Origin of the sequence: Dyella kyungheensis, assembly GCF_016905005.1 — a bacterium.
GTDB lineage: Bacteria > Pseudomonadota > Gammaproteobacteria > Xanthomonadales > Rhodanobacteraceae > Dyella > Dyella kyungheensis.
Window position 1 is genome coordinate 606,116 of record NZ_JADIKC010000003.1, and the last position, 19,015, is coordinate 625,130.

Below are 19,015 nucleotides of genomic sequence, written 5' to 3' on the forward strand. Positions count from 1 at the left end.
TAATTAATTTGCAAGTGACTGGTATAAAAGGCATTCATGAAAGGTTTGAGCCTGCTTGCTGATAGGGCGCTGCGGAATCTGGCTCGTCATTCCGGCGTAGGCCGGAATCCAGGCGCGGTGCGTTTGGCTGACGCGATAGCGCTGCCGTCGCTCTACGCTGTGCTCCTGGCGGAATCGTCCAAAAAAGCGAATCAACGGCATCGCGACAATCGCGAGGCACCGCACCTGGATTCCGGCCTGCGCCGGAATGACGGGCAAAGAAAAGGCCGGCACAAGGCCGGCCTTTGGAACGAAGCGATGTGCTGCCGCTCAGCCGCCGGGCACCACCGGCAAGCTGATCGAGCTGGCGGTTCCCGGCGTGTGCCAGACGCGCTGGGTGGCCTTCTGGTAATCGCCCGGCTTGGCATCGAAGATGTTCGGCACGTACTTCTGCGGGTTGCGGTCGTACAGCGGGAACAGGCTCGACTGCACCTGCACCATGATCCGGTGACCCGGCTGGAACACGTGGTTGGTGGTGGGCAGGCCGAAGTTGTAGAGCAGGGGCTGGTCCGGCGTGAGCGCCTGCGGATGTTCGAAACTGGTGCGGTAGCGGCCGCGGAAGATGTCCAGCGACACGGCCAGTTCGTAACCGCCCATTTCCGGATTGGAAGGCACGGTGTCCGGGTATACGTCGATCAGCTTCACCACCCAGTCGCTGTCGGTGCCGCTGGTGGAGGCATACAGGTTCACCTGCGGGGCGCCGCCGATGTGCAGCGGCGCGGTCAGCGGTTCGCTGACGTAGGTGAGGACGTCCGGACGTCCATCCACGAAACGCTGATCGTTGACCAGCCAGCGCGTCCAGGCATCGTGATCGGCAAAATGCACCGGTCGCGGCTGGTACGGCACGGGCTTGGACGGATCGGAGACATACTCGTCGTACTTCGCCGCGTCCGCTGCCGGCGCAGTGAACGAGAGCGAGCCGTTGCCGCCGAGGTACAAGGCCTTGGGCTTGTTCGCGCAGCCCTTGTCGCAGCTGAGCGGCCAGGACTTGTAGCGGTCCCAGTGGTTCTCGCCGGTGTTGTAGATCAGCACCGGCGGCGTGTTGGCCTTGGGTGCGCCCGCGACCAGGTATTGATCGAAGAACGGCTTGAGCACGTCGCGGCGGAACTGCAGCGAGGTGTCGCCATCCCATTGCAGCGGACCCAGCGAACGGCCGTCGTAGTTGACCTGGCTATGCCGCCACGGGCCCATCACCAGGTAGTTCTTGTCGTTGCCCTTGTCCTTGCCTTCGGTGGCGGCATAGGTGTGGATGGCGCCCCACATATCTTCCTGGTCCCACAGGCCCTGCAGCCACATGGTGGGCACGGTGAGCGGCTGCTCAGCCATCACCTTGTCCAGTGCCTGTTGCTGCCAGAAGGCGTCGTAGGAGGGATGCTCGTCGAGCTTGCGCCAGAACGGCAACTGCTCGAAGCCGTGGCTGCGCGCGTAATCGCCGGCCGAGCCGGCGTTGAGGAAGTTGGAGTAATCGTCGTAACCCGCGCGGCCCATGCTGCCGCCTTTGCCCTTCTGCGCGGTCTGGCTGTAGATGTAGTCGAAGTTGGTCTGGCGATAGGCGCCGTAGTGGAACCAGTCGTCGCCCATCCAGCCGTCGATCATCGGGCTTTCCGGTGCGGCCACCTTCAGCGCCGGATGCGGATGGACCAACGCCATCACCACCGTGAAGCCTTCATAGGAGGAACCGAGCATGCCCACGCGGCCGTTCGATTCGGGCAGGTTCTTCACCAGCCAGTCGATGGTGTCGTAGGCATCGGTGGAATGATCCACTTCGCTGGAATTGAGCGGTCCGCGCAGCGGACGCGTCATCACGTAGTCGCCCTCGGAACCGTACTTGCCGCGCACGTCCTGGAACACGCGGATGTAGCCGCTGTGCACGAACACCTCGTCGCCCTGCGGCAGCGTGGCGTCCATGTGCGGCGAGACGAAGCGCTCGGCGCGGCCGCTGGCGTCGTACGGCGTGCGCGTCAGCAGGATCGGCGCATTGCGTGCGTTCTTCGGGATCACGATGACCGTGTGCAGTTTCACGCCGTCGCGCATCGGGATCATCACGTCGCGCTTGACGTAGTCGTAGCTCGAGGCGTCGGCAACGAACGCCTTGGATGGCACGTCCGGCGTGAGCGGCGCGGTCTGCGCATGGGCGACGGCGGCGGTGAGGGCGCCGAGGGTGGCGATGGCGAGCAGGGTGCGGCGGATGGGCATGAATCCTCCAGGCGAACGGCCGCGGGGGCCATTCCGGTGAACGAAGCGGGCGGGTGGGTCACCGGCGACTGTAAGCGAGTGGGCCCTGGCCTCCCACCATGACTTCCTGCCTATACGATGCCCAATGGCGCAAGAATGGGAACGCTGCCGCCGATGGCGCCCACCACACTGGGGCCACTTACCAAGGAAGCCCCCACCATGAAAACCCATACGCGTCAGGACTATCTGCAACGCATCGACCGCGTGGTCGCCCTGCTTCAATCGGCGGTGGCCGAGGGAGACGAGCTGCCGGAACTGGCGCAGTTGGCGGCTGCGGCACATCTTTCGCCGTTCCATTTTCATCGTATCTACCGTGCGCTTTCCGGCGAGACGATCGGCCAGACGGTGGCGCGTCTGCGCTGGCTGCGCGCCTTGCAATTGCTGGCCGAACCCGCCGAGCGCGTCACCGAGACGGCGCTGGCCGTGGGCTATGAAACGCCGCAGGCGTTTGCACGTGCTTTCCGGCAAACCTTCGATGCGACGCCGAGCGAATTGCGCGGGCAGCAGGGGCGGCTGCACGAAGCGATGCAGCGTCTTCGCCGTCCCGCCAAGCAAGATGCCGCCGAGCAGGCCTTCGAAGTCGAAGTCGTCTCGGTCGAACCCTTTCGCGTCGTGGCTACCCGCTACGAGGGCGAGTACCGGGAGCTGGATCAGGCCTATGGACGTCTATTTGCCTGGGCCGCCGAGCGTGCGTTGCTGGAACGCCTGGCCGGCATCTACGGGATTGCCCATGATGGCGGTCCGGAGGCGTTGTCCGGCCGCGGGGCCTTCGATTGTGCACTTGCCTTCGAAGGGGACGAGGTACAGGGCGACGCCCAGGCCCAGCCGCTGCAACTGGGCGGTGGCCTGTGGGCGCGCTGGCGCCACGTGGGCTCCTACGATGCGCTGGGCGCACTGAGCGATCGCCTGATCGCCCAATGGCTGCCGGACAGCGGCTACGTGCTGCGCGATGAACATCTGTTCCGGCATTTCCTCGACGATCCCGAGGAAGTGCCGGAAGCGGCCTTGCGTGCGGACGTCTATTTGCCCGTCGCGCGCTGCTGAATCACTTCGCCGGTTCCGCCCACGGGTCGTAGCTGCCGAACCACCACAGGTGACCTTCGGGGTCACGGCAGCTGTAACCCGCGCCGCCGTATTCCTTCTCGGCGTAGTCGTCGATGATGGTGGCACCGGCCGCCTTCGCCTGCTCGTAGTGCGCCTTGCAGTCTTTCACGATCACGCAGGCGCACTGCGTCTCGCGGCCATCGACCTGGTCGGGCTGCACCATGCGCCGGCCGAAGTCGTTGTCGTTGACCGAGCCCAGCATCAGCATGCCGCTGCCATAGGTGAGCTGGGCGTGCGCCACGCCGCCGTTGTCGTCGTCGTACACGGCTTGCTTGTGGAAACCGAAGGCCTTGCACAGCCATTCGATGGCCGCGTGCGCGTCGCGATAGCGCAGGCAGGGAATGATGGTGCTGCCGGAAACCTGGGGTGTGCTCATGGACGTGCTCCGTGACAGGGACGGGTCAAGGCTAGCCGTTCCAGCGGCGTTGTCTTGTGGATTTTCTGAGTGGACCTCCAAACCCCCGCACAACCCCTCACCGTCATTCCGGCGCAGGCCGGAATCCAGTGGCGGCAGCGACAGGTTTTCGCGAGAGCCTTCATCGATCTTTTCGCGATAGCCGTCCGCATCGCCACTGGATTCCGGCCTGCGCCGGAATGACGGTGAGGAAGACCGAGCGTCCGGCCATCATCCCTTGCGATCGTTCTCCACCGCCCTGGGCCAGCTGCGGCGTGGCGGCGTTTCCAGCTTCTCATCGAGCCGGGCACGGTTGCGGCCGGCCAGCTTGGCCCGGTACATGGCCAGGTCCGAGCGCTCGACCAGGGAGTCGACCGTGTCCTCGGGTTCCCGCATGGCGATGCCGATGCTCACGCTGAGCACCAGGCCGGTCTGGTTCACCGGGATATCCAGCCGGTGCACGCGGCGGCACAGCCGCGTGGCCACCTGCATGGCCTGGTTCTGCTGCACGCCGAACAGCATGGCCACGAATTCCTCGCCGCCGTAACGGCCCAGCAGATCGTGCGGGCGCAGCTCGTTGCGCAGGGCTTCGGCCACCGCGACCAGGGCGCGATCGCCGGCGGCGTGGCCTTGCCGGTCGTTGAGCATCTTGAAGTGATCGAGGTCGAGAAACAGCAGCGCGATCGGCTGCGAACCCGCGTTGCCCAGCAGCTTGCGCATGCTTTCGGTCCAGGCGCGACGGTTGAGCACGTTGGTGAGGGCATCGGTATCGGCCAGCTCCTGCACCATGTGGCGGTCGCGCCGCATCATCAGGGCACGATCGGCCAGGCCCAGCGACAGCACGATCGCTTCGAATGCACCGGCGGCCAGGCAGGCATCGCCCAGCCAGGTGACATCCGGCAGGACCCCGGTCATCTGCGAGCTGTACAGCGCGGTGAGGGCGAGCAGGGGCGTCCAGCCGACCAGGAAGAACCCGGCGGGTCGCGAGCCTTGCACTGCGGCGACGATGGCGGCGCCAAGCAGCAACAGCGTGCCGATGACCAGCAGCGGCGTCAGCAGCGCCTGCACCGTCTGCTGCAAAACCGCGACCTGGCTGTTGTCGAGCAGCACCACCAGCGGCATGCCCACGGCCAGCGCCATGATCGGCGTCTGCAGCACGGGCACATAACGCGGCAATTCGCAGAAGCGCGAGACGAACATGGCGGCGAAGGCGAGCGACAACGCCACGGCCGACGAGCCGATCATGCCGGCGTTGCCGGCCAGCCAGGTCAGTTCCAGCGGATGAAACAGATAGCCGGTCTGGACGCCCTGGATCAGGGCGTAGCAGAGCACATAGCCGGCGTACCAGGCGAAGGTGCTGTCGCGCAGCATCATCGCCAGGCACAGCGCCATCAGCGCCATGGCGACCATCACCGCGAAACACGCGCTGGCGAAAGCGAGCCACTGCGAGTCGGTCTGCAGATATTCGTTCCACGGCTGCAGGTGGAAACTGGCCACCGCGTGGTTGACCGTTCCCGGCTCGATCTTCAACAGGATCGGCGCGGACGCGGGCGTATCGGCCGAAATCCGATAGGCGAGCCGGCCGTTGCCGTGGGTGCTGGCAAGCGAATCGTCGAGCGACAGGGTGAGCGAGCTGCCACCCGCATCGAACAGCGTGACCGGGACCAGCGGCGGCGGATAGATCGAGAGCACCCGCTCCTCATTCACCAGCGGCGGCTGTGGCTGCAGCACCACCCAGGTGCCGAGTCCCGGACGGGAGAAGCGCTGCAGCAGATGGGGATCGAAGCTGGCGAACTCGCCACGCCGGTAGGCGTCCAGCACCGACTGCGGGGTGTCGCCGGGCATGACTTTGCGGGCGGCACCGGTCAGCGCCGTGCCGGCGTGCGCCGCGAAGGCAAGCAAAGCCAGGGCGAGGATGCCCAGCATCCGCCCGTAGCCACACCTCGCGATGGTCGCGATAGGCCAAACCATATACCGGTCCCCCTTCTTCGTACGGCTCCAGTCCTGGAGGCGCACGCAGCTTCATGGCCGATCCGGTGGTCCCTGTGAGCGAAAACCCGCGTTACCGGTGGCGCGGGCCGGACGTCGTCCTTGGGTCCAGCGAGGCTGATCTAGGCGGCGAGCCTTGCTGGATTTGTGACGCAGGATATTGACAAGCCGTATGGAAGGCTAGGCGCCTAGCATGCCACAAGGCCAGAGCGGCCGTGTGATAGCCCTGTCACGAGGGGTTCACCGGTCGCGATGCCATCCTGCGGGCCTTCTTCTCGCTTCAGGAGAAAGGGCATGAGCAAGACCCGAGTGGCGCTGCTGGTGGGCAGCCTGCGCAAGGATTCGTTCAATCGCCAGCTGGCGCGCGCGGTGGAAAAGCTGGCGCCGGAGGACTTCGGCTTCGAGCACATCCGCATCGACAACCTGCCGCTGTACAACCAGGATTTCGACGGCGACTACCCGCCGGAATGCCGGCGCCTGAAGGACGAGATCGGCGCCGCCGATGCGCTGCTGTTCGTGACCGCCGAATACAACCGCTCGATCCCGGGCGTGCTCAAGAACGCCATCGATATCGCCTCGCGTCCCTGGGGTACCAATTCGTTCGCCGGCAAGCCGGCCGCCGTGCTGGGCGTTTCGGTAGGGGCGCAAGGCACCGCCATGGCTCAGCAGCACCTGCGCAACGTGCTGGCCTATCTCGATGTTTCCACGCTGGCCCAGCCGGAAGTATTCATCCAGCACAAGGAAGGCCTGTTCGGCCCCGATGGCGCCATCGGCAGCGAGGGCACGCGGAAATTCCTGCAGGATTTCGTCGACCGCTATGTCGCCTGGGTCAGGCGGCACGGCTGATTTCAGCGGCTCAGCCAAAACGTCATGCGCCGCCCCTGCCGGGACAGGGGCGGCGCATACGGCTCAGGTGCACCTCAGGGTAGGGTCGGTCAGGGGCATCCCATTCCGACCGAGGGACCTTGTGCCCGGGTGATTATTTCGTCCCGGTGGTGCCGCTGGTGCCGCCACCGCCGCCGGTGGGGTCATGACGGCCGTCGCCGCCACCATTGATCGCGCTGGCAATCACCGCCGCACCGACCACGCCTGCACCCACGTACAGCGGGGTAAGGTTGCCCACCGAGGCCTCGGTCGCATGTGCGGCGTCCGGCGCGACATACGCCTTGTTGTTATGGCTCTGCTCGACTGCCGGCTGGGTCTGGGCGAACGCGTGCCCGACCAGGCCGGTCAGGACGATGGCTGCGATGAACTTGCGCATGGAAAACTCCAAAGAAGCGGGCCGGAATGGCCGACGAATATCGGAGCTACCATACGAATCTGCGGACTATCGCGAAGTAGGCGAAGCTTAGGCAATGAGGTCGGGAACTGCCGTCATCCTTGCGGGCCTTTTCCTGGACGCGTGACGATTAGGCCTACATGCGCGCACGACGTGGAACAGGTTGACTATCAAACGTCCGCACTGGCCCCGGAGCCGCATATCTTTTCCAGCAACTGCGTCTGCACGTTGCGTGGGGTCTGGTTCGGACCCGACCGGCTACGCGAATAACGTCCGTCGGCATGCAACAGCCAGGTGCTGGCGTTGTCCGAAAGATAAAGCTCCAGCTCCTTCTTCAGGCGGCTTTGCAGCTTCTTGCCCTGCACCGGAAAGCCCGTTTCCACGCGACGATCCAGGTTGCGCTCCATCAGGTCCGCGCTGGCCAGGTAGAACTGTTCGTCGCCGCTGTTGAGGAACCAGTACACGCGGCTGTGTTCTAGGAAACGCCCCACGATGGAACGCACGCGGATATTGCTCGACACGCCCGGCACGCCCGGTCGCAGGCAGCACATGCCGCGCACGATCAGGTCGATCTTCACGCCCGCGATGCTGGCCTTGTAGAGCGCCTTGATCATCTTCGGATCGGTGACCGCGTTGACCTTGATGATGATCTGCGCAGGCTTGCCGGCCGCGGCATGCGCGGTTTCGCGCGCGATCATTTCCAGCAGCGTCTTCTTCAGCGTGAACGGCGCATGCAGCAGCTTCTTCATCTGCAGCAGCTTGCCCATGCCGGTGAGCTGGCTGAAGAGCTTGTGCACGTCCTCGCACAGCGCCTGGTCGGAGGTGAGCAGGCTGTAGTCGGTGTAAAGGCGCGCGTTGCCGGTGTGGTAGTTGCCGGTGCCCAGATGGGCGTAACGCACCAGTTCCTCGCCTTCGCGGCGCTGGATGAGCATCAGCTTGGCATGCGTTTTCACGCCCACCACGCCGTAGATCACCATCGCGCCCGCTTGCTGCAGGCGGGAGGCGAGCGTGAGATTGGATTCCTCGTCGAAGCGCGCGCGCAACTCGATCACCACGGTCACTTCCTTGCCCGAGCGCGCCGCGTCGACCAAGGCATCGACGATTTCGGAATTCGCGCCGCTGCGATACAGGGTCTGCTTGATCGCCAACACGCTCGGATCCTTCGCCGCCTGGTGCAGCAGATCCACCACCGGCGCAAACGACTCGTACGGATGCAGCAGCAGCACATCCTGGCGACCGATCACCTGGAACAGATCCTCGGCCTTCTTCAGCGCCTTGGGGATCGACGGGGTGAACGGCGGGTATTGCAGCTCCGGCCGCTGGATCTTGCTGGCCAGGCCGAACAGGCGCGCGAGATTCACCGGCCCGTTCACTTCGTACATTTCGGCAGCGGTGAGGCCGAATTGCTTCAGCAGGTAATCGGTCAGCTCGGCAGGGCAGTTATCCGCCACTTCCAGGCGCACCGCATCGCCGAATCGGCGCGAATACAATTCGCCGCGCAAGGCGCGTGCGAGATCCTCGACGTCTTCCGGGTCGATGGTGAGGTCGGCGTTGCGGGTCAGGCGGAACTGGTAGCAGCCACGCACCGACATGCCCGGGAACAGTTCCTCGGCATGCGCGTGGATGATCGAGGAGAGCAGCACGAAATTGTCGCCGCCTTCGCACACCTCGTCGGGCAGGCGGATCAAACGCGGCAGCACGCGCGGCGCCGGCACGATGGCCAGGCCCGAATCGCGGCCGAACGCATCGGTGCCTTCCAACTGCACGATGAAGTTGAGGCTCTTGTTGACCAGCAGCGGAAACGGATGGGTGGGATCGAGCCCGATCGGCGTCACCAGCGGCGCCACTTCATGGCGGAAGTAGCGGCGCACCCATAGTTTCTGTTTGTGCGACCACTCGTTGCGACGCACGATGCGGATGCCGTTCTGGGCCAGCACCGGCAGGATCTTGTCGTTGAGGATGGTGTACTGCCGCTCGATCTGCTGGTGCGTGATCTCGCTGATCTCGGCCAGCGCCTTGCGTGGCGACACCCCATCGGAACCGACGATCTCGTGATCGAAGGCGATCTGGCTCTTCAGGCCCGCCACGCGAATCTCGAAGAACTCGTCCATGTTGCTGGAGAAGATCAGCAGGAACTTCAGCCGTTCGAGGATCGGCTTGCTTTCGTCCAGCGCCTGCTCGAGAACGCGGATGTTGAACTGCAATTGCGACAGCTCGCGATTGATATACAGCGATGGATCATTCAAGTCGGGCGCTGCGCTGGCGGCGGGCGCCTCGACCGGCGCGGCAGGCGCCTTGTCGGTGATGGGGGCGTCGCGCTCTGCGCTGGATCTGACCACATCGTTACTCATCGTTTCACCGTTCGATGGGCGGGCGCGAGGGAAGCCGCGCTATCCGCGAATGGAAAGCATGGTAAGCCGCCGATTGCGACCGGGCCATGGCAGGAAAGCGCAGACATGCGCTGTCATATGACCGACATATTGCCCATCGCATCTGACGGCTCTGTGACAGTGCAGACACGAATGTTATGGGGCCGTGATCTTGCGGATGCCTCTGTGGGAGCGCACTTGTGCGCGACTGCGGCGCAATGTCGGTGCCGCTCCGTCGGCTTGTCGCGCACCAGTGCGCTCCCACAGTAGGGGGGGCTGTTACCCAACCGGCGTCGCCAGATAACGACTCGGCGCCATCCCCAACACACGCCGGAACGCCGCCGTAAACGCACTGGGATTGCCATAACCCAGATCCACCGCCACCTGCGTGATAGCCTCGCCATTGCTCAACCGCGTCAGCGCCGAGAGCAGGCAGGCCTGCTGCCGCCAGGCGGTGAAGCTCATGCCGGTTTCCTCGCGGAAGGTACGCGTGAAGTGGCGACGGCTCATGCCGGCACGGCGCGCCATGTCGTCGATCTTCACTTCCTGCGACGGTTGTTCCAGCAAGCTGCGGCAGAGTGCGGCGAGACGCTTCTCGCGCGGCAAGGGTGTGCTGAGCGGCAACACCGGCATGCGTCGGATTTCCTCCAGCAGCAGCGCCATCACGCGTCCATCGCGGCCATCGAGATCGTATTCGGCCGGCAGGTCCACCGCTTCCATCAGCAATTCGTGGAGCAGGGGAGAGACGCTGAGCACCTGGCAGCGCGACGAGAGGCCGGCCTGCTGCACGGCTTCCGGCGTGACGTAGGCACTGCGCGTGGAGACGGGGCCGCCCATGTGCACCTCGTGCAACACGCCCGGGGGAATCCACAGCGCGCGCCGGGGCGGCACCACCCAGCTGCCTTCGCTGGTGATGGTGGTGATCACGCCGGTGGACGCATACAGCAGCTGCCCGCGCCGATGGGAATGCGCGGGGAGCACCTGGTGCGGCGCGTAGTCGTTGCCGGTGGCGATGACGTCGCGGGGCGTGCGGTCGTAGGTTTCGGCACGGGCATTGCGCATGGCTTTGGCCCATTTTCGACAGAAATTGACCCAATGCTGTTTGCGGGCCGGTACGGGGCACTTTAAGGTGTGCTTCCCGGCGGCGCAACCGCGTCGTCTTGCCACACTCTCCCCACGAGTCCCCATGCAAACCCGCGTCGAAGACATGCCGTTGATCGCGCCGTCACCCACCCGCGCCGATAGCAACGCCGAACACAGCACCGATTTCCGTATCCTGGGTGCGATCAGTTTCTCGCACCTGCTCAACGACATGATCCAGTCGTTGATCCTGGCGATCTATCCGATCCTCAAGAGCGGCTTCAACCTCAGCTTTGCGCAGATCGGCCTGATCACGCTGACCTATCAGATCACCGCCTCACTGCTGCAGCCGGCCGTGGGCCTGGTCACCGACAAGAAGCCGATGCCGTATTCGCTGCCGGTGGGCATGGGTTTCACCCTGTGCGGCCTGTTGCTGCTGGCCACCGCGCCCAACTTCGGCATCCTGCTGGTGGCCGCTGCGCTGGTAGGCACCGGTTCGTCGGTGTTCCATCCCGAATCCTCGCGCGTGGCGCGCATGGCCTCTGGCGGGCGCCACGGGTTGGCGCAGTCGCTGTTCCAGGTGGGCGGCAATGCGGGCGCGTCGCTGGGTCCGTTGCTGGCCGCATGGATCATCGTGCCGCACGGGCGCGGCAGCGTGGCGTGGTTCTCGCTGGCGGCGCTGCTGGCCATCGTGGTGTTGCTGCAGGTGAGTCGCTGGTATCGCGATCACCACGCCGAGCGCGGCAAGGCCAAGGCCCGGCGCGCGTCGCACATGGTGCTCAGCAAGGCGCAGGTGTCGTGGTCGCTGCTGATCCTGGGCCTGCTGATCTTCTCCAAGTATTTCTATCTGGCGAGCCTCAGCAGCTATTACACGTTCTACCTGATCCACAAGTTCGGCGTGTCCGTGCAGAACGCGCAGACGCATCTGTTCGTCTTCCTGTTCGCGGTGGCGGCTGGTTCGCTGATCGGCGGACCGGTGGGCGACCGCATCGGCCGCAAGTGGGTGATCTGGGCGTCGATTCTCGGCGTCGCGCCGTTCACGCTGATCCTGCCGCACGCCAGCCTGTTCTGGACCGGCGTGCTCACCGTGATCATCGGCCTGATCCTGGCCTCGGCGTTTTCGGCCATCCTCGTTTACGCGCAGGAGCTGATCCCAGGCCGCGTGGGCATGGTGTCCGGGCTGTTCTTCGGCTTCGCGTTCGGCATGGGCGGCATCGGCGCCGCCGTGCTGGGGCACATCGCCGACGTGCGCGGCATCGAATACGTGTACGGCCTGTGCGCCTACCTGCCGCTGATCGGCATCATCACCGCGTTCCTGCCCAACCTGGAGCGCAAGACCGCCTGAGCGTGATCCTCAGAGGGCGTGCGCTGGCACGCCCTCGCGGGTGATCTGCACCGGCACGATGTGGCCTTGGGCATCGAACGTCATGCGGTCGATGCACACTTCGCGATGGTTCCCGTCGGTATCGCCCAGCGGATGGCGGTGGTAGACGATGAACCAGCTGTCATCGCGCGCGACATGAAAGACGGAGTGGTGCCCCGCACCGGTGCCGATCTTCGGATCCTGCTGGAGGATCTTGCCGATGCGCTTGAACGGCCCCATCGGCGAATCGCCGATGGCGTAGGCCACCGAGTAATCGGGGCCGGTCCAGCCGCCTTCCGACCACATGAAGTAGTACTTGCCGTTGCGCTTGAACATCAGCGGGCCTTCCACGTACTGCGGCGACGGCGTGATCTCGTGATAGGTCTTGCCGTCCGGCGTGGCAACCACTCCGCTGAAATCGGGCTTGAGCTTCACCACGTTGGCGTGCTTCCAGCCGCCGTAGATCAGATACCAGCTGCCGTCGTCGTCGTGGAACACGAACGGATCGATCGGCTGCGCGCCGTTGTGGAACGCGTCGATCAGCGGCCGGCCGAGCAAGTCCTTGAAGGGGCCCTCCGGACGATCGGCCACCGCCACGCCGATGCCGCCCAGCGCTTTGTCGTTCTGGATGTCGTTGGCCGCGAAGAAGAAGTAGTACTTGCCGTCCTTCTCGGCCATGGCCGGCGCCCACATCGCCTTCTTCGCCCACGGCACGTCGGCCATGCGCAGCACGCTTTCGTGCTTCGTCCAATGCACCAGGTCGGTGGAGGAGAACGCATCGAAATACGTCTGCTCGCCGTAACGCGCCGACGTGGTGGGGTAGATCCAGTACTGGTTCTGAAAGATCGCCGCTTCGGGGTCCGCGTACCAGCCGGGGAAGACGGGGTTTTCCGCGTGGGCGGTGGCGGCCAGGGCAAGCGCCGTGGCGAGGATGGTCTGGACTAGTACGTTGCGGATACGCATGCGGACATTCCGGTGCAGGGCAGACCCTATGAGGCTACCGCATCGGAACAGCATTTTTTTTGTGGGAGCGCACTTGTGCGCGACAAGCCAACGGAGCGGAAGCCGGTTACGCTGCTGTCGCGCACAAGTGCGCTCCCACAGGGACAGCAGCCAAGCCATCGGTGGTCAGACGACCACCGGCTCCGGCTCCAGCGTCACGCCGAATCTTGCGCGCACGCCCTCGATCACCTTCTGCGCGAAGGCCCACAGCTCGCCACCCGTAGCCCGCCCATGGTTCACCAACACCAGCGCATGGCGATTGGAGATGCCGGCGTCGCCTTCGCGCTCGCCCTTGAACCCGCTCGTCTCGATCAGCCACGCTGCGGAAAGTTTCCAGCGGCCGTCATTGCCCACCCACGACACCAGCTCCGGGTGTTCGCGCTTGAGCGATTCGCCGACCGACGCATCGACGATGGGATTCTTGAAGAAGCTCCCCGCATTGCCGATCACCGCAGGGTCCGGAAGCTTCTTCGTGCGCAGGTGCACCACCGCCTCGGCGACATGGAACGGCGCCGGCTTCTCGACGCCCATGCGTGCCAGTTCTTCGCGGATGCCGGCGTAGTCGATGCGCAGCTCGCGCGAACGGGGCAACGCGAAGCGCACGGCGGTGACGATGTAACGCCCCGGTTCGTGCTTGAACACCGAGTCGCGATAGGCGAACGCGCAGGCGGCGCGATCGAGCACGGCCACGCGGTGCTCTTTGGTATCCCAGGCCTCCACGCTATCGATGAACTCCGCGACCTCGGTGCCGTACGCCCCGATGTTCTGGATCGGCGCGGCGCCCACGGTGCCGGGAATCAGGATGAGGTTTTCCAGGCCGGCGAAACCCTGGCCCAGCGTCCAGCGCACGAAGTCGTCCCAGCGCTCGCCGGCAGCCACCGCGATGTGGGCGACGTCGCCATCGTGTTCCACCTGCACGCCGCGCGTGGCCATCGCTAGCACGGTGCCGTCGACGTCGCCGGTGAACAGCAGGTTGCTGCCTTCGCCCAGCACCAGCAGCTTGCCCTGGCGCACGGCGGGGAAGTCGAGCAACTCGGCCAGCTTGGAGGCGTCGTGGATTTCCGCCAGCAGCCGCGCACGCGCATTCACGCGCAGCGTGTTGCGCGTGGCCAGCGATGCGTTTTCAATCAGCGTATAGCCGCCCATGTCGATACGTTCAGCCGGCATGGACGGTTTCCTGCCGGCGGCGGATTTCGTTGACGCATTCGGCGATCAGCGCGGGCCCGCGGTAGACCATGCCGGAGTAGAGCTGCACCAGCGACGCGCCGGCCTCGATCTTCTCCGCCGCATCGCTGCCGTCGAGAATGCCGCCCACGCCGATGATGCCGAGCTGCTTGCCCACGCGTTGGTGCATGCCGCGCAGCACCGCCGTCGAGCGGGCGAACAACGGTTTGCCGGAAAGGCCGCCGGTTTCGTTGCCGTGCGGATCGCTCGCCACGGCCGAGTGGTCGATGGTGGTGTTGGTGCAGATCACGCCGTCCACTTTGGCGGCCAGCAGCACGTCGGCGATGGCATCGAGTTCGGTCTCGCTCAGGTCCGGCGCGATCTTCAGCAGCATCGGCTTGCGCGCGCCGCTCTGCGAGCCCAACCGTTCCTGTGCCTCGCGCAGGGTTTCGATGAAGCGGCGCAGCGTGGCTTCTTCCTGCAGGTCGCGCAGGCCTTGCGTGTTGGGCGAGGAGATATTGACCGTGATGTAGCTGGCCAGCGCGTAGACGCGTTCCAGGCAGAACAGGTAGTCGTCCACCGCCTTCTCGTTGGGCGTGTCCTTGTTCTTGCCGATATTGATGCCGAGCACGCCGCGATAGCTGGACTGGCGCACGTTGCGCACCAGCGCGTCGACGCCATCGTTGTTGAAGCCCAGGCGGTTGATCACCGCCTCGTGCTTGGGCAGGCGAAACATGCGCGGCTTGTCGTTGCCGGGCTGCGGGCGCGGCGTGGTGGTGCCCACTTCCACGAAACCGAAGCCCAGCGCGCCGAGCGCATCCAGATGATCGGCGTTCTTGTCCAGGCCGGCCGCGAGACCCACCGGATTGGGAAAGCGGATGCCGAACGCGCTGGTGGGCAGCTCTTCCGGCGGCTTGGCCACGAGATGCAGGAAGTTGCTGCGGTGGGCCACGTCGAGGCCGTAAAGCGTCGCGCGGTGCGCCGTTTCCGCATCGAGCGCGAACAACAGAGGGCGAATGAGGTCGTACATAGTCAGGACAATTGGCCCACGTAGATAACAGTGTCGTAGTCGAAGCCGATGCGTCCACCGACCGCGCAGCGATCGAACAGCTCGCGCAGGGCCTGCATCATCGGTGCATGGTTGGGGTGGCCTTCGCGCGGAGCATACGACGATGAAAGCAGTCGTCCGCTGAGGCTTTCGTAATCGAGGCGTTGGCCGTGGTCGAAGCGACCCATGCCGAGATAGCCCTCGCCGAACCAGGCGCGCAGGGTGGGCTCGTCGCCATAGCGTTCGGCGACGCTGGTGTAATCGGTGCCGTACTGCTTCAGCAGCGCTTCGTAGCCTTCCAGGAACGGCGTGCCGACCAGCCGGCGCGAATTCCAGATGATCGCCGCCAGTCCGCCGGGGCGCAGGATGCGCTGGAATTCCGCACGCGTCGCCTCCTGGTCGAACCAGTGAAAGGCCTGGGCGACCACGATCAGATCGACGCTGGCATCGTCGAGTCCCGTGGCGGTGGCTCGTCCATCGACGGCCTTGAAACGCTCATCGTCGCCCAGCCAGCTCTCAGCCGCCGCGCGCATCGGTGCATTGGGTTCCACCGCGATCACGTGGTAGCCACCATCCAGGAACAGCTTGCTGGAAATGCCGGTGCCGGCGCCGATATCGGCCACCAGCCAGTGCGGCGTGACGCCGAACTCGCTTTGCAGCCACTGCAGCATGGCCTGCGGATAGTCGGGTCGAAAACGGACGTAGTCGGCCACGCGGTCGCTGAAACGTTCGGTGGACTTCAAGTCGGTCATGACATTACCCCGTGAGCAATTGGCCGCCATCGACGCACAGCGTCTGGCCGGTGATCCAACTGGCGAACGGCGAGGCGAGGAAGAGCGCGGTGTGGGCGATTTCTTCGGGCTTGCCGAAACGGCCAAAGGGAATCTTCGCCAGCGTGCGTTGATAAAGCTCGGGCGCTTCGCTCTTGCGGCGATCCCACAATCCATGGGGAAATTCGATCGAGCCGGGCGCAATGGCGTTGACGCGGATGCGATGCTCGGCGAGCTGCAGTGCCTGCGAGGTCGTGTATTGGTTCAGCGCCGCCTTCACCGCCGCATAAGCCGGCCCCCGCACGCCCGGATGAAACGCGGCGATCGACGAGGTGTGCAGGATCGACCCGTGCGACGACTTCCTGAGATGGGGCAGGGCATGACGCGAGGCGCGCACGGCCGCCATCAGGTCGACGTTGAAGCCGGCCAGCCAGCCGTCGTCGTCATCGCTGAAACCGTAGCCGCTGGCGTTGTTCACCAGCACGTCGATGCCACCGAGCGCATCGGCGGCATCGTGGATGTAACTGTCGATGGAAGCCGCGTCGGCGAGGTCGCAGCTCTGGGTGTGCGCGGTCACGCCATGAGCGGCGATCTCGTGGCGAACTTCATCGAGCGCCGCTTGGCCACGGGCACATAGCGATACGGCCGCGCCCGCTTCGGCAAACGCCAGCGCGATGCTGCGACCGATGCCCTTGCTGCCCCCCGCCACGACGACGCGGTAATCGCGAAAATCGAAGGGAGGCTTGAGGGCGTCTGTCGCGTTCGTCATGACGCGTGCCACGGCAAGAAATGCAGGAAGAGCCCGACGCCGAGGGCCGTCAGTACGAAGGCAGCCAGCACGGCCAGTACAAGGAAAGCAAACTGTAGATACCCCAGTACCATCCCGATTACAGCCATTGAATCGCCTTCCACCGAATTCAACGGCGCACTACGGATTTCCTTGCGCGCCAGGTGTCCGCAGACGATAGCGAGGACGGCGCCCACGAGCGGCAAGACGGTCCACGAGGCGATGCCGAAGACTAGGCTGATCACGGCGAGAGTATTGGTCGTGCGACTGGCGGCGGGCTGGTAGCTCATGTCGTGCACTTCCTGCGAGTGGTAGAGGTTGCCTGCGAGCAATGGCCGATCAGGGTCAGTGGATATAGATCTTGTTCGGCCCCATGAACGGCATTTCCAGCGCGACGATGACCAGCCAAAGCGCCAACAGCGCATATTGCCCATAGGCCATGATTCTTGCGGCCTTGGTGAGGCCTTCGCCACGCAACATGCCATCCGAGCGGCGAATTCTCCGCTCGGCAATCCATGCGCAGATCGAGCCGATCACGGAGCCGCTGAGCGGCATGGCAATCATGTTGTAGATGTTGAAACTGGCCGAGGCCAAACCCATCACGGGCAGCACCGTCCAGGCAAAAACCGCGAACATCAAGCTGAAAATCGCCAGCGAACTAAACGTCGGTACAACCTGTGCGGGTCGTGCGTCTTCCATCGTTGCAACTCCTGTTGTCGATGACCGTGCGCCTGCAGGTACTTCCTTCGTCGTGCATCCCGGCGTTCACCGGGATGCACGGTTGCCACATCCTTACAGATCGAACTTGATGCCCTGCGCCAGCGGCAGCGAGTTGGAGTAGTTGATGGTGTTGGTCTGGCGGCGCATGTAGACCTTCCATGCATCCGAACCGGACTCGCGACCGCCGCCCGTTTCCTTCTCGCCACCGAACGCGCCGCCGATTTCCGCACCGGACGTACCGATGTTGACGTTGGCGATGCCGCAGTCGGAACCGGCCGCCGACAGGTACTGCTCAGCCGACTTCAGGTTCTGCGTGAAGATGGCCGAGGACAGGCCCTGCGGCACGGCGTTCTGCAGCTCGATGGCTTCATCCAGCGTCTTGAACGGCATCACGTAGAGGATCGGCGCGAAGGTTTCCGTCTGCACCACGTCGTCGCTGTTCTTCACGCCGCTGACGATGGTCGGCAGCACGAAGTTGCCCTTGCGGTCGGTGAGCGCAGCGCCACCGGCGAGCACCTTGCCGCCCGTGGCCTTGGCCTTTTCGACCGCGGCGAGATAGGCCTTGACGGCCTCCGGGCTGTTGAGCGGACCCATCAGCGTGGTAGCGAGCGTGGGATCGCCGATCTTGCCTTCCACCTGCTTGTAGGCCGCGACCAGCTTGTCGGTGACGTCGCCGATGATCGACTCGTGCACGAACAGGCGGCGCGTGGTGGTGCAGCGCTGGCCGGCCGTGCCGACGGCGCCGAACACGATGGCCGGAATCGCCAGCTTAAGATCGGCCGTCTCGTCCACGATGATGGCGTTGTTGCCGCCCAGTTCGAGCAGCGAACGACCCATGCGCTTGGCCACGCGCTCGCCCACCTGGCGACCCACCTTGGTGGAACCGGTGAAGCTGATCAGCGGGATGCGGTGATCGTCGACGAAGGCCTGCGAAAGCTCGGTGCCCGCATCGTTGAACAGGAAGAAGATGTCCGGGAAGCCGGCTTCCTTCAACGCCTCGTTGCAGATCTTCACGGTCGCGATGGCCGAGAGCGGGGTCTTCGGCGAGGGCTTCCAGATGCAGATGTCGCCGCAGATGGCCGCGAGGAATGCGTTCCACGCCCACACCGCGACCGGGAAGTTGAATGCGCTGATGATGCCGACCAGGCCCAGCGGCTGGTACTGCTCGTACATGCGATGGCCCGGACGCTCCGAGTGCATGGTGTAGCCGTAGAGCATGCGGCTCTGGCCCACCGCGAAGTCGGCGATGTCGATCATCTCCTGCACTTCGCCATCGCCCTCGGGCTTGATCTTGCCCATTTCGAACGCGACCAGCGAACCGAGCGCATCCTTGTGCTTGCGCAGCGCTTCGCCGCACAGGCGAACGGCTTCACCGCGACGCGGCGCTGGCGTGGTACGCCACACCTTGAAGACTTCCTGCGCGCGCTTGACGATGAGGTCGTAATCCGCCGCGCTGGATGCGTGAACCGCGCCAATCACCTCGCCCGTGGCGGGATTGACCGGATTCAGCGTGCCGGCGTCGGTCGTCTTCGACCACTCGCCCTGGCCCAGGTAGGTGCCCGAGTGCGACTGGCCGAGACCGAGGGCGGTGAGGATTTCGTGGGACATGCTTGACTCCAGACCGTGGCGCGGGAAAGGCGCCGGGAAGAAAACGCCTATTCTAGCAGGGGGC

The 19,015-nt window shown here is 64.8% G+C and carries 18 protein-coding genes; 3 read left to right on the forward strand and 15 right to left on the reverse strand.

Features of this window, described 5'->3' with window-relative positions; all coding sequences use genetic code 11:
• Positions 1-3: 3 nt before the first annotated feature.
• Both ISP20_RS07380 and ISP20_RS07385 read right to left on the reverse strand, forming a co-directional pair.
• Entirely contained in the window at positions 4-273 is a 270-nt protein-coding gene (locus ISP20_RS07380) for a hypothetical protein (RefSeq protein ID WP_204635409.1), read from the reverse strand.
• A gap of 36 nt (positions 274-309) precedes the next feature.
• The gene (locus tag ISP20_RS07385) at positions 310-2,235 is read right to left on the reverse strand and encodes a CocE/NonD family hydrolase (protein ID WP_204635410.1); all 1,926 of its coding nucleotides are present in this window, start codon (positions 2,233-2,235) and stop codon (positions 310-312) included.
• A gap of 198 nt (positions 2,236-2,433) precedes the next feature.
• On the opposite strand from ISP20_RS07385, the gene ISP20_RS07390 reads away from it, so the two are divergent.
• Positions 2,434-3,318, forward strand: coding sequence for an AraC family transcriptional regulator (locus ISP20_RS07390; protein ID WP_204635411.1), 885 nt, complete (start codon positions 2,434-2,436; stop codon positions 3,316-3,318).
• A 1-nt stretch (position 3,319) separates the two neighbouring features.
• Here the strand turns inward: ISP20_RS07390 and ISP20_RS07395 are convergent, their stop codons facing one another.
• Positions 3,320-3,754, reverse strand: a complete 435-nt coding sequence (locus ISP20_RS07395; RefSeq protein ID WP_204635412.1) for a VOC family protein — start codon at positions 3,752-3,754, stop codon at positions 3,320-3,322.
• A gap of 249 nt (positions 3,755-4,003) precedes the next feature.
• The gene (locus tag ISP20_RS07400; protein WP_239535423.1) at positions 4,004-5,743 is read right to left on the reverse strand and encodes a sensor domain-containing diguanylate cyclase; all 1,740 of its coding nucleotides are present in this window, start codon (positions 5,741-5,743) and stop codon (positions 4,004-4,006) included.
• Between the two features lie 312 nt (positions 5,744-6,055).
• Between ISP20_RS07400 and ISP20_RS07405 the strand changes: the two genes are divergently transcribed.
• Positions 6,056-6,607, forward strand: coding sequence for an NADPH-dependent FMN reductase (locus ISP20_RS07405; protein ID WP_204635413.1), 552 nt, complete (start codon positions 6,056-6,058; stop codon positions 6,605-6,607).
• Positions 6,608-6,740: 133 nt separating this feature from the next.
• Here ISP20_RS07405 and ISP20_RS07410 read toward each other — a convergent pair whose 3' ends face one another.
• The 3 genes from ISP20_RS07410 to ISP20_RS07420 all read right to left on the reverse strand — a co-directional run bounded on the left by ISP20_RS07410 (position 6,741) and on the right by ISP20_RS07420 (position 10,471).
• Positions 6,741-7,022, reverse strand: coding sequence for a hypothetical protein (locus ISP20_RS07410; RefSeq protein WP_204635414.1), 282 nt, complete (start codon positions 7,020-7,022; stop codon positions 6,741-6,743).
• Between the two features lie 188 nt (positions 7,023-7,210).
• Positions 7,211-9,391, reverse strand: coding sequence for a polyphosphate kinase 1 (gene ppk1 / locus ISP20_RS07415; protein ID WP_204635415.1), 2,181 nt, complete (start codon positions 9,389-9,391; stop codon positions 7,211-7,213).
• Between the two features lie 297 nt (positions 9,392-9,688).
• Positions 9,689-10,471: an AraC family transcriptional regulator gene (locus tag ISP20_RS07420; RefSeq protein ID WP_204635416.1), complete on the reverse strand. Its 783-nt coding sequence runs from the start codon at positions 10,469-10,471 to the stop codon at positions 9,689-9,691.
• A 124-nt stretch (positions 10,472-10,595) separates the two neighbouring features.
• Here ISP20_RS07420 and ISP20_RS07425 point away from each other — a divergent pair, with 124 nt between their 5' ends.
• The gene (locus ISP20_RS07425) at positions 10,596-11,834 is read left to right on the forward strand and encodes an MFS transporter (protein ID WP_204635417.1); all 1,239 of its coding nucleotides are present in this window, start codon (positions 10,596-10,598) and stop codon (positions 11,832-11,834) included.
• Positions 11,835-11,843: 9 nt separating this feature from the next.
• Here the strand turns inward: ISP20_RS07425 and ISP20_RS07430 are convergent, their stop codons facing one another.
• The 8 genes from ISP20_RS07430 to amaB form a co-directional block, all read right to left on the reverse strand.
• Entirely contained in the window at positions 11,844-12,815 is a 972-nt protein-coding gene (locus ISP20_RS07430) for a glycoside hydrolase family 43 protein (protein ID WP_204635418.1), read from the reverse strand.
• 165 nt (positions 12,816-12,980) lie between these two features.
• A complete protein-coding gene (gene murB, locus ISP20_RS07435; RefSeq protein ID WP_204635906.1) occupies positions 12,981-14,000 on the reverse strand; it encodes a UDP-N-acetylmuramate dehydrogenase in 1,020 nt (339 codons plus the stop codon).
• Between the two features lie 10 nt (positions 14,001-14,010).
• The gene (locus ISP20_RS07440) at positions 14,011-15,048 is read right to left on the reverse strand and encodes a quinone-dependent dihydroorotate dehydrogenase (protein ID WP_204635419.1); all 1,038 of its coding nucleotides are present in this window, start codon (positions 15,046-15,048) and stop codon (positions 14,011-14,013) included.
• Positions 15,049-15,050: 2 nt separating this feature from the next.
• Positions 15,051-15,818, reverse strand: coding sequence for a class I SAM-dependent methyltransferase (locus ISP20_RS07445; RefSeq protein WP_204635420.1), 768 nt, complete (start codon positions 15,816-15,818; stop codon positions 15,051-15,053).
• A 4-nt stretch (positions 15,819-15,822) separates the two neighbouring features.
• Positions 15,823-16,605 carry an SDR family NAD(P)-dependent oxidoreductase gene (locus tag ISP20_RS07450; RefSeq protein ID WP_204635421.1) on the reverse strand — a complete coding sequence of 261 codons (783 nt, stop codon included), beginning with the start codon at positions 16,603-16,605 and terminating at the stop codon, positions 15,823-15,825.
• The gene (locus tag ISP20_RS07455) at positions 16,602-16,913 is read right to left on the reverse strand and encodes a DUF4190 domain-containing protein (protein ID WP_204635422.1); all 312 of its coding nucleotides are present in this window, start codon (positions 16,911-16,913) and stop codon (positions 16,602-16,604) included. The genes ISP20_RS07450 and ISP20_RS07455 overlap by 4 nt, the downstream gene beginning before the upstream one ends.
• Positions 16,914-16,968: 55 nt before the next feature.
• Positions 16,969-17,322 carry a hypothetical protein gene (locus ISP20_RS07460; protein WP_204635423.1) on the reverse strand — a complete coding sequence of 118 codons (354 nt, stop codon included), beginning with the start codon at positions 17,320-17,322 and terminating at the stop codon, positions 16,969-16,971.
• A 93-nt stretch (positions 17,323-17,415) separates the two neighbouring features.
• Positions 17,416-18,951 (reverse strand): L-piperidine-6-carboxylate dehydrogenase, encoded by a 1,536-nt coding sequence (gene amaB / locus ISP20_RS07465; RefSeq protein ID WP_204635424.1) that lies wholly within the window; start codon positions 18,949-18,951, stop codon positions 17,416-17,418.
• Positions 18,952-19,015: the final 64 nt, after the last annotated feature.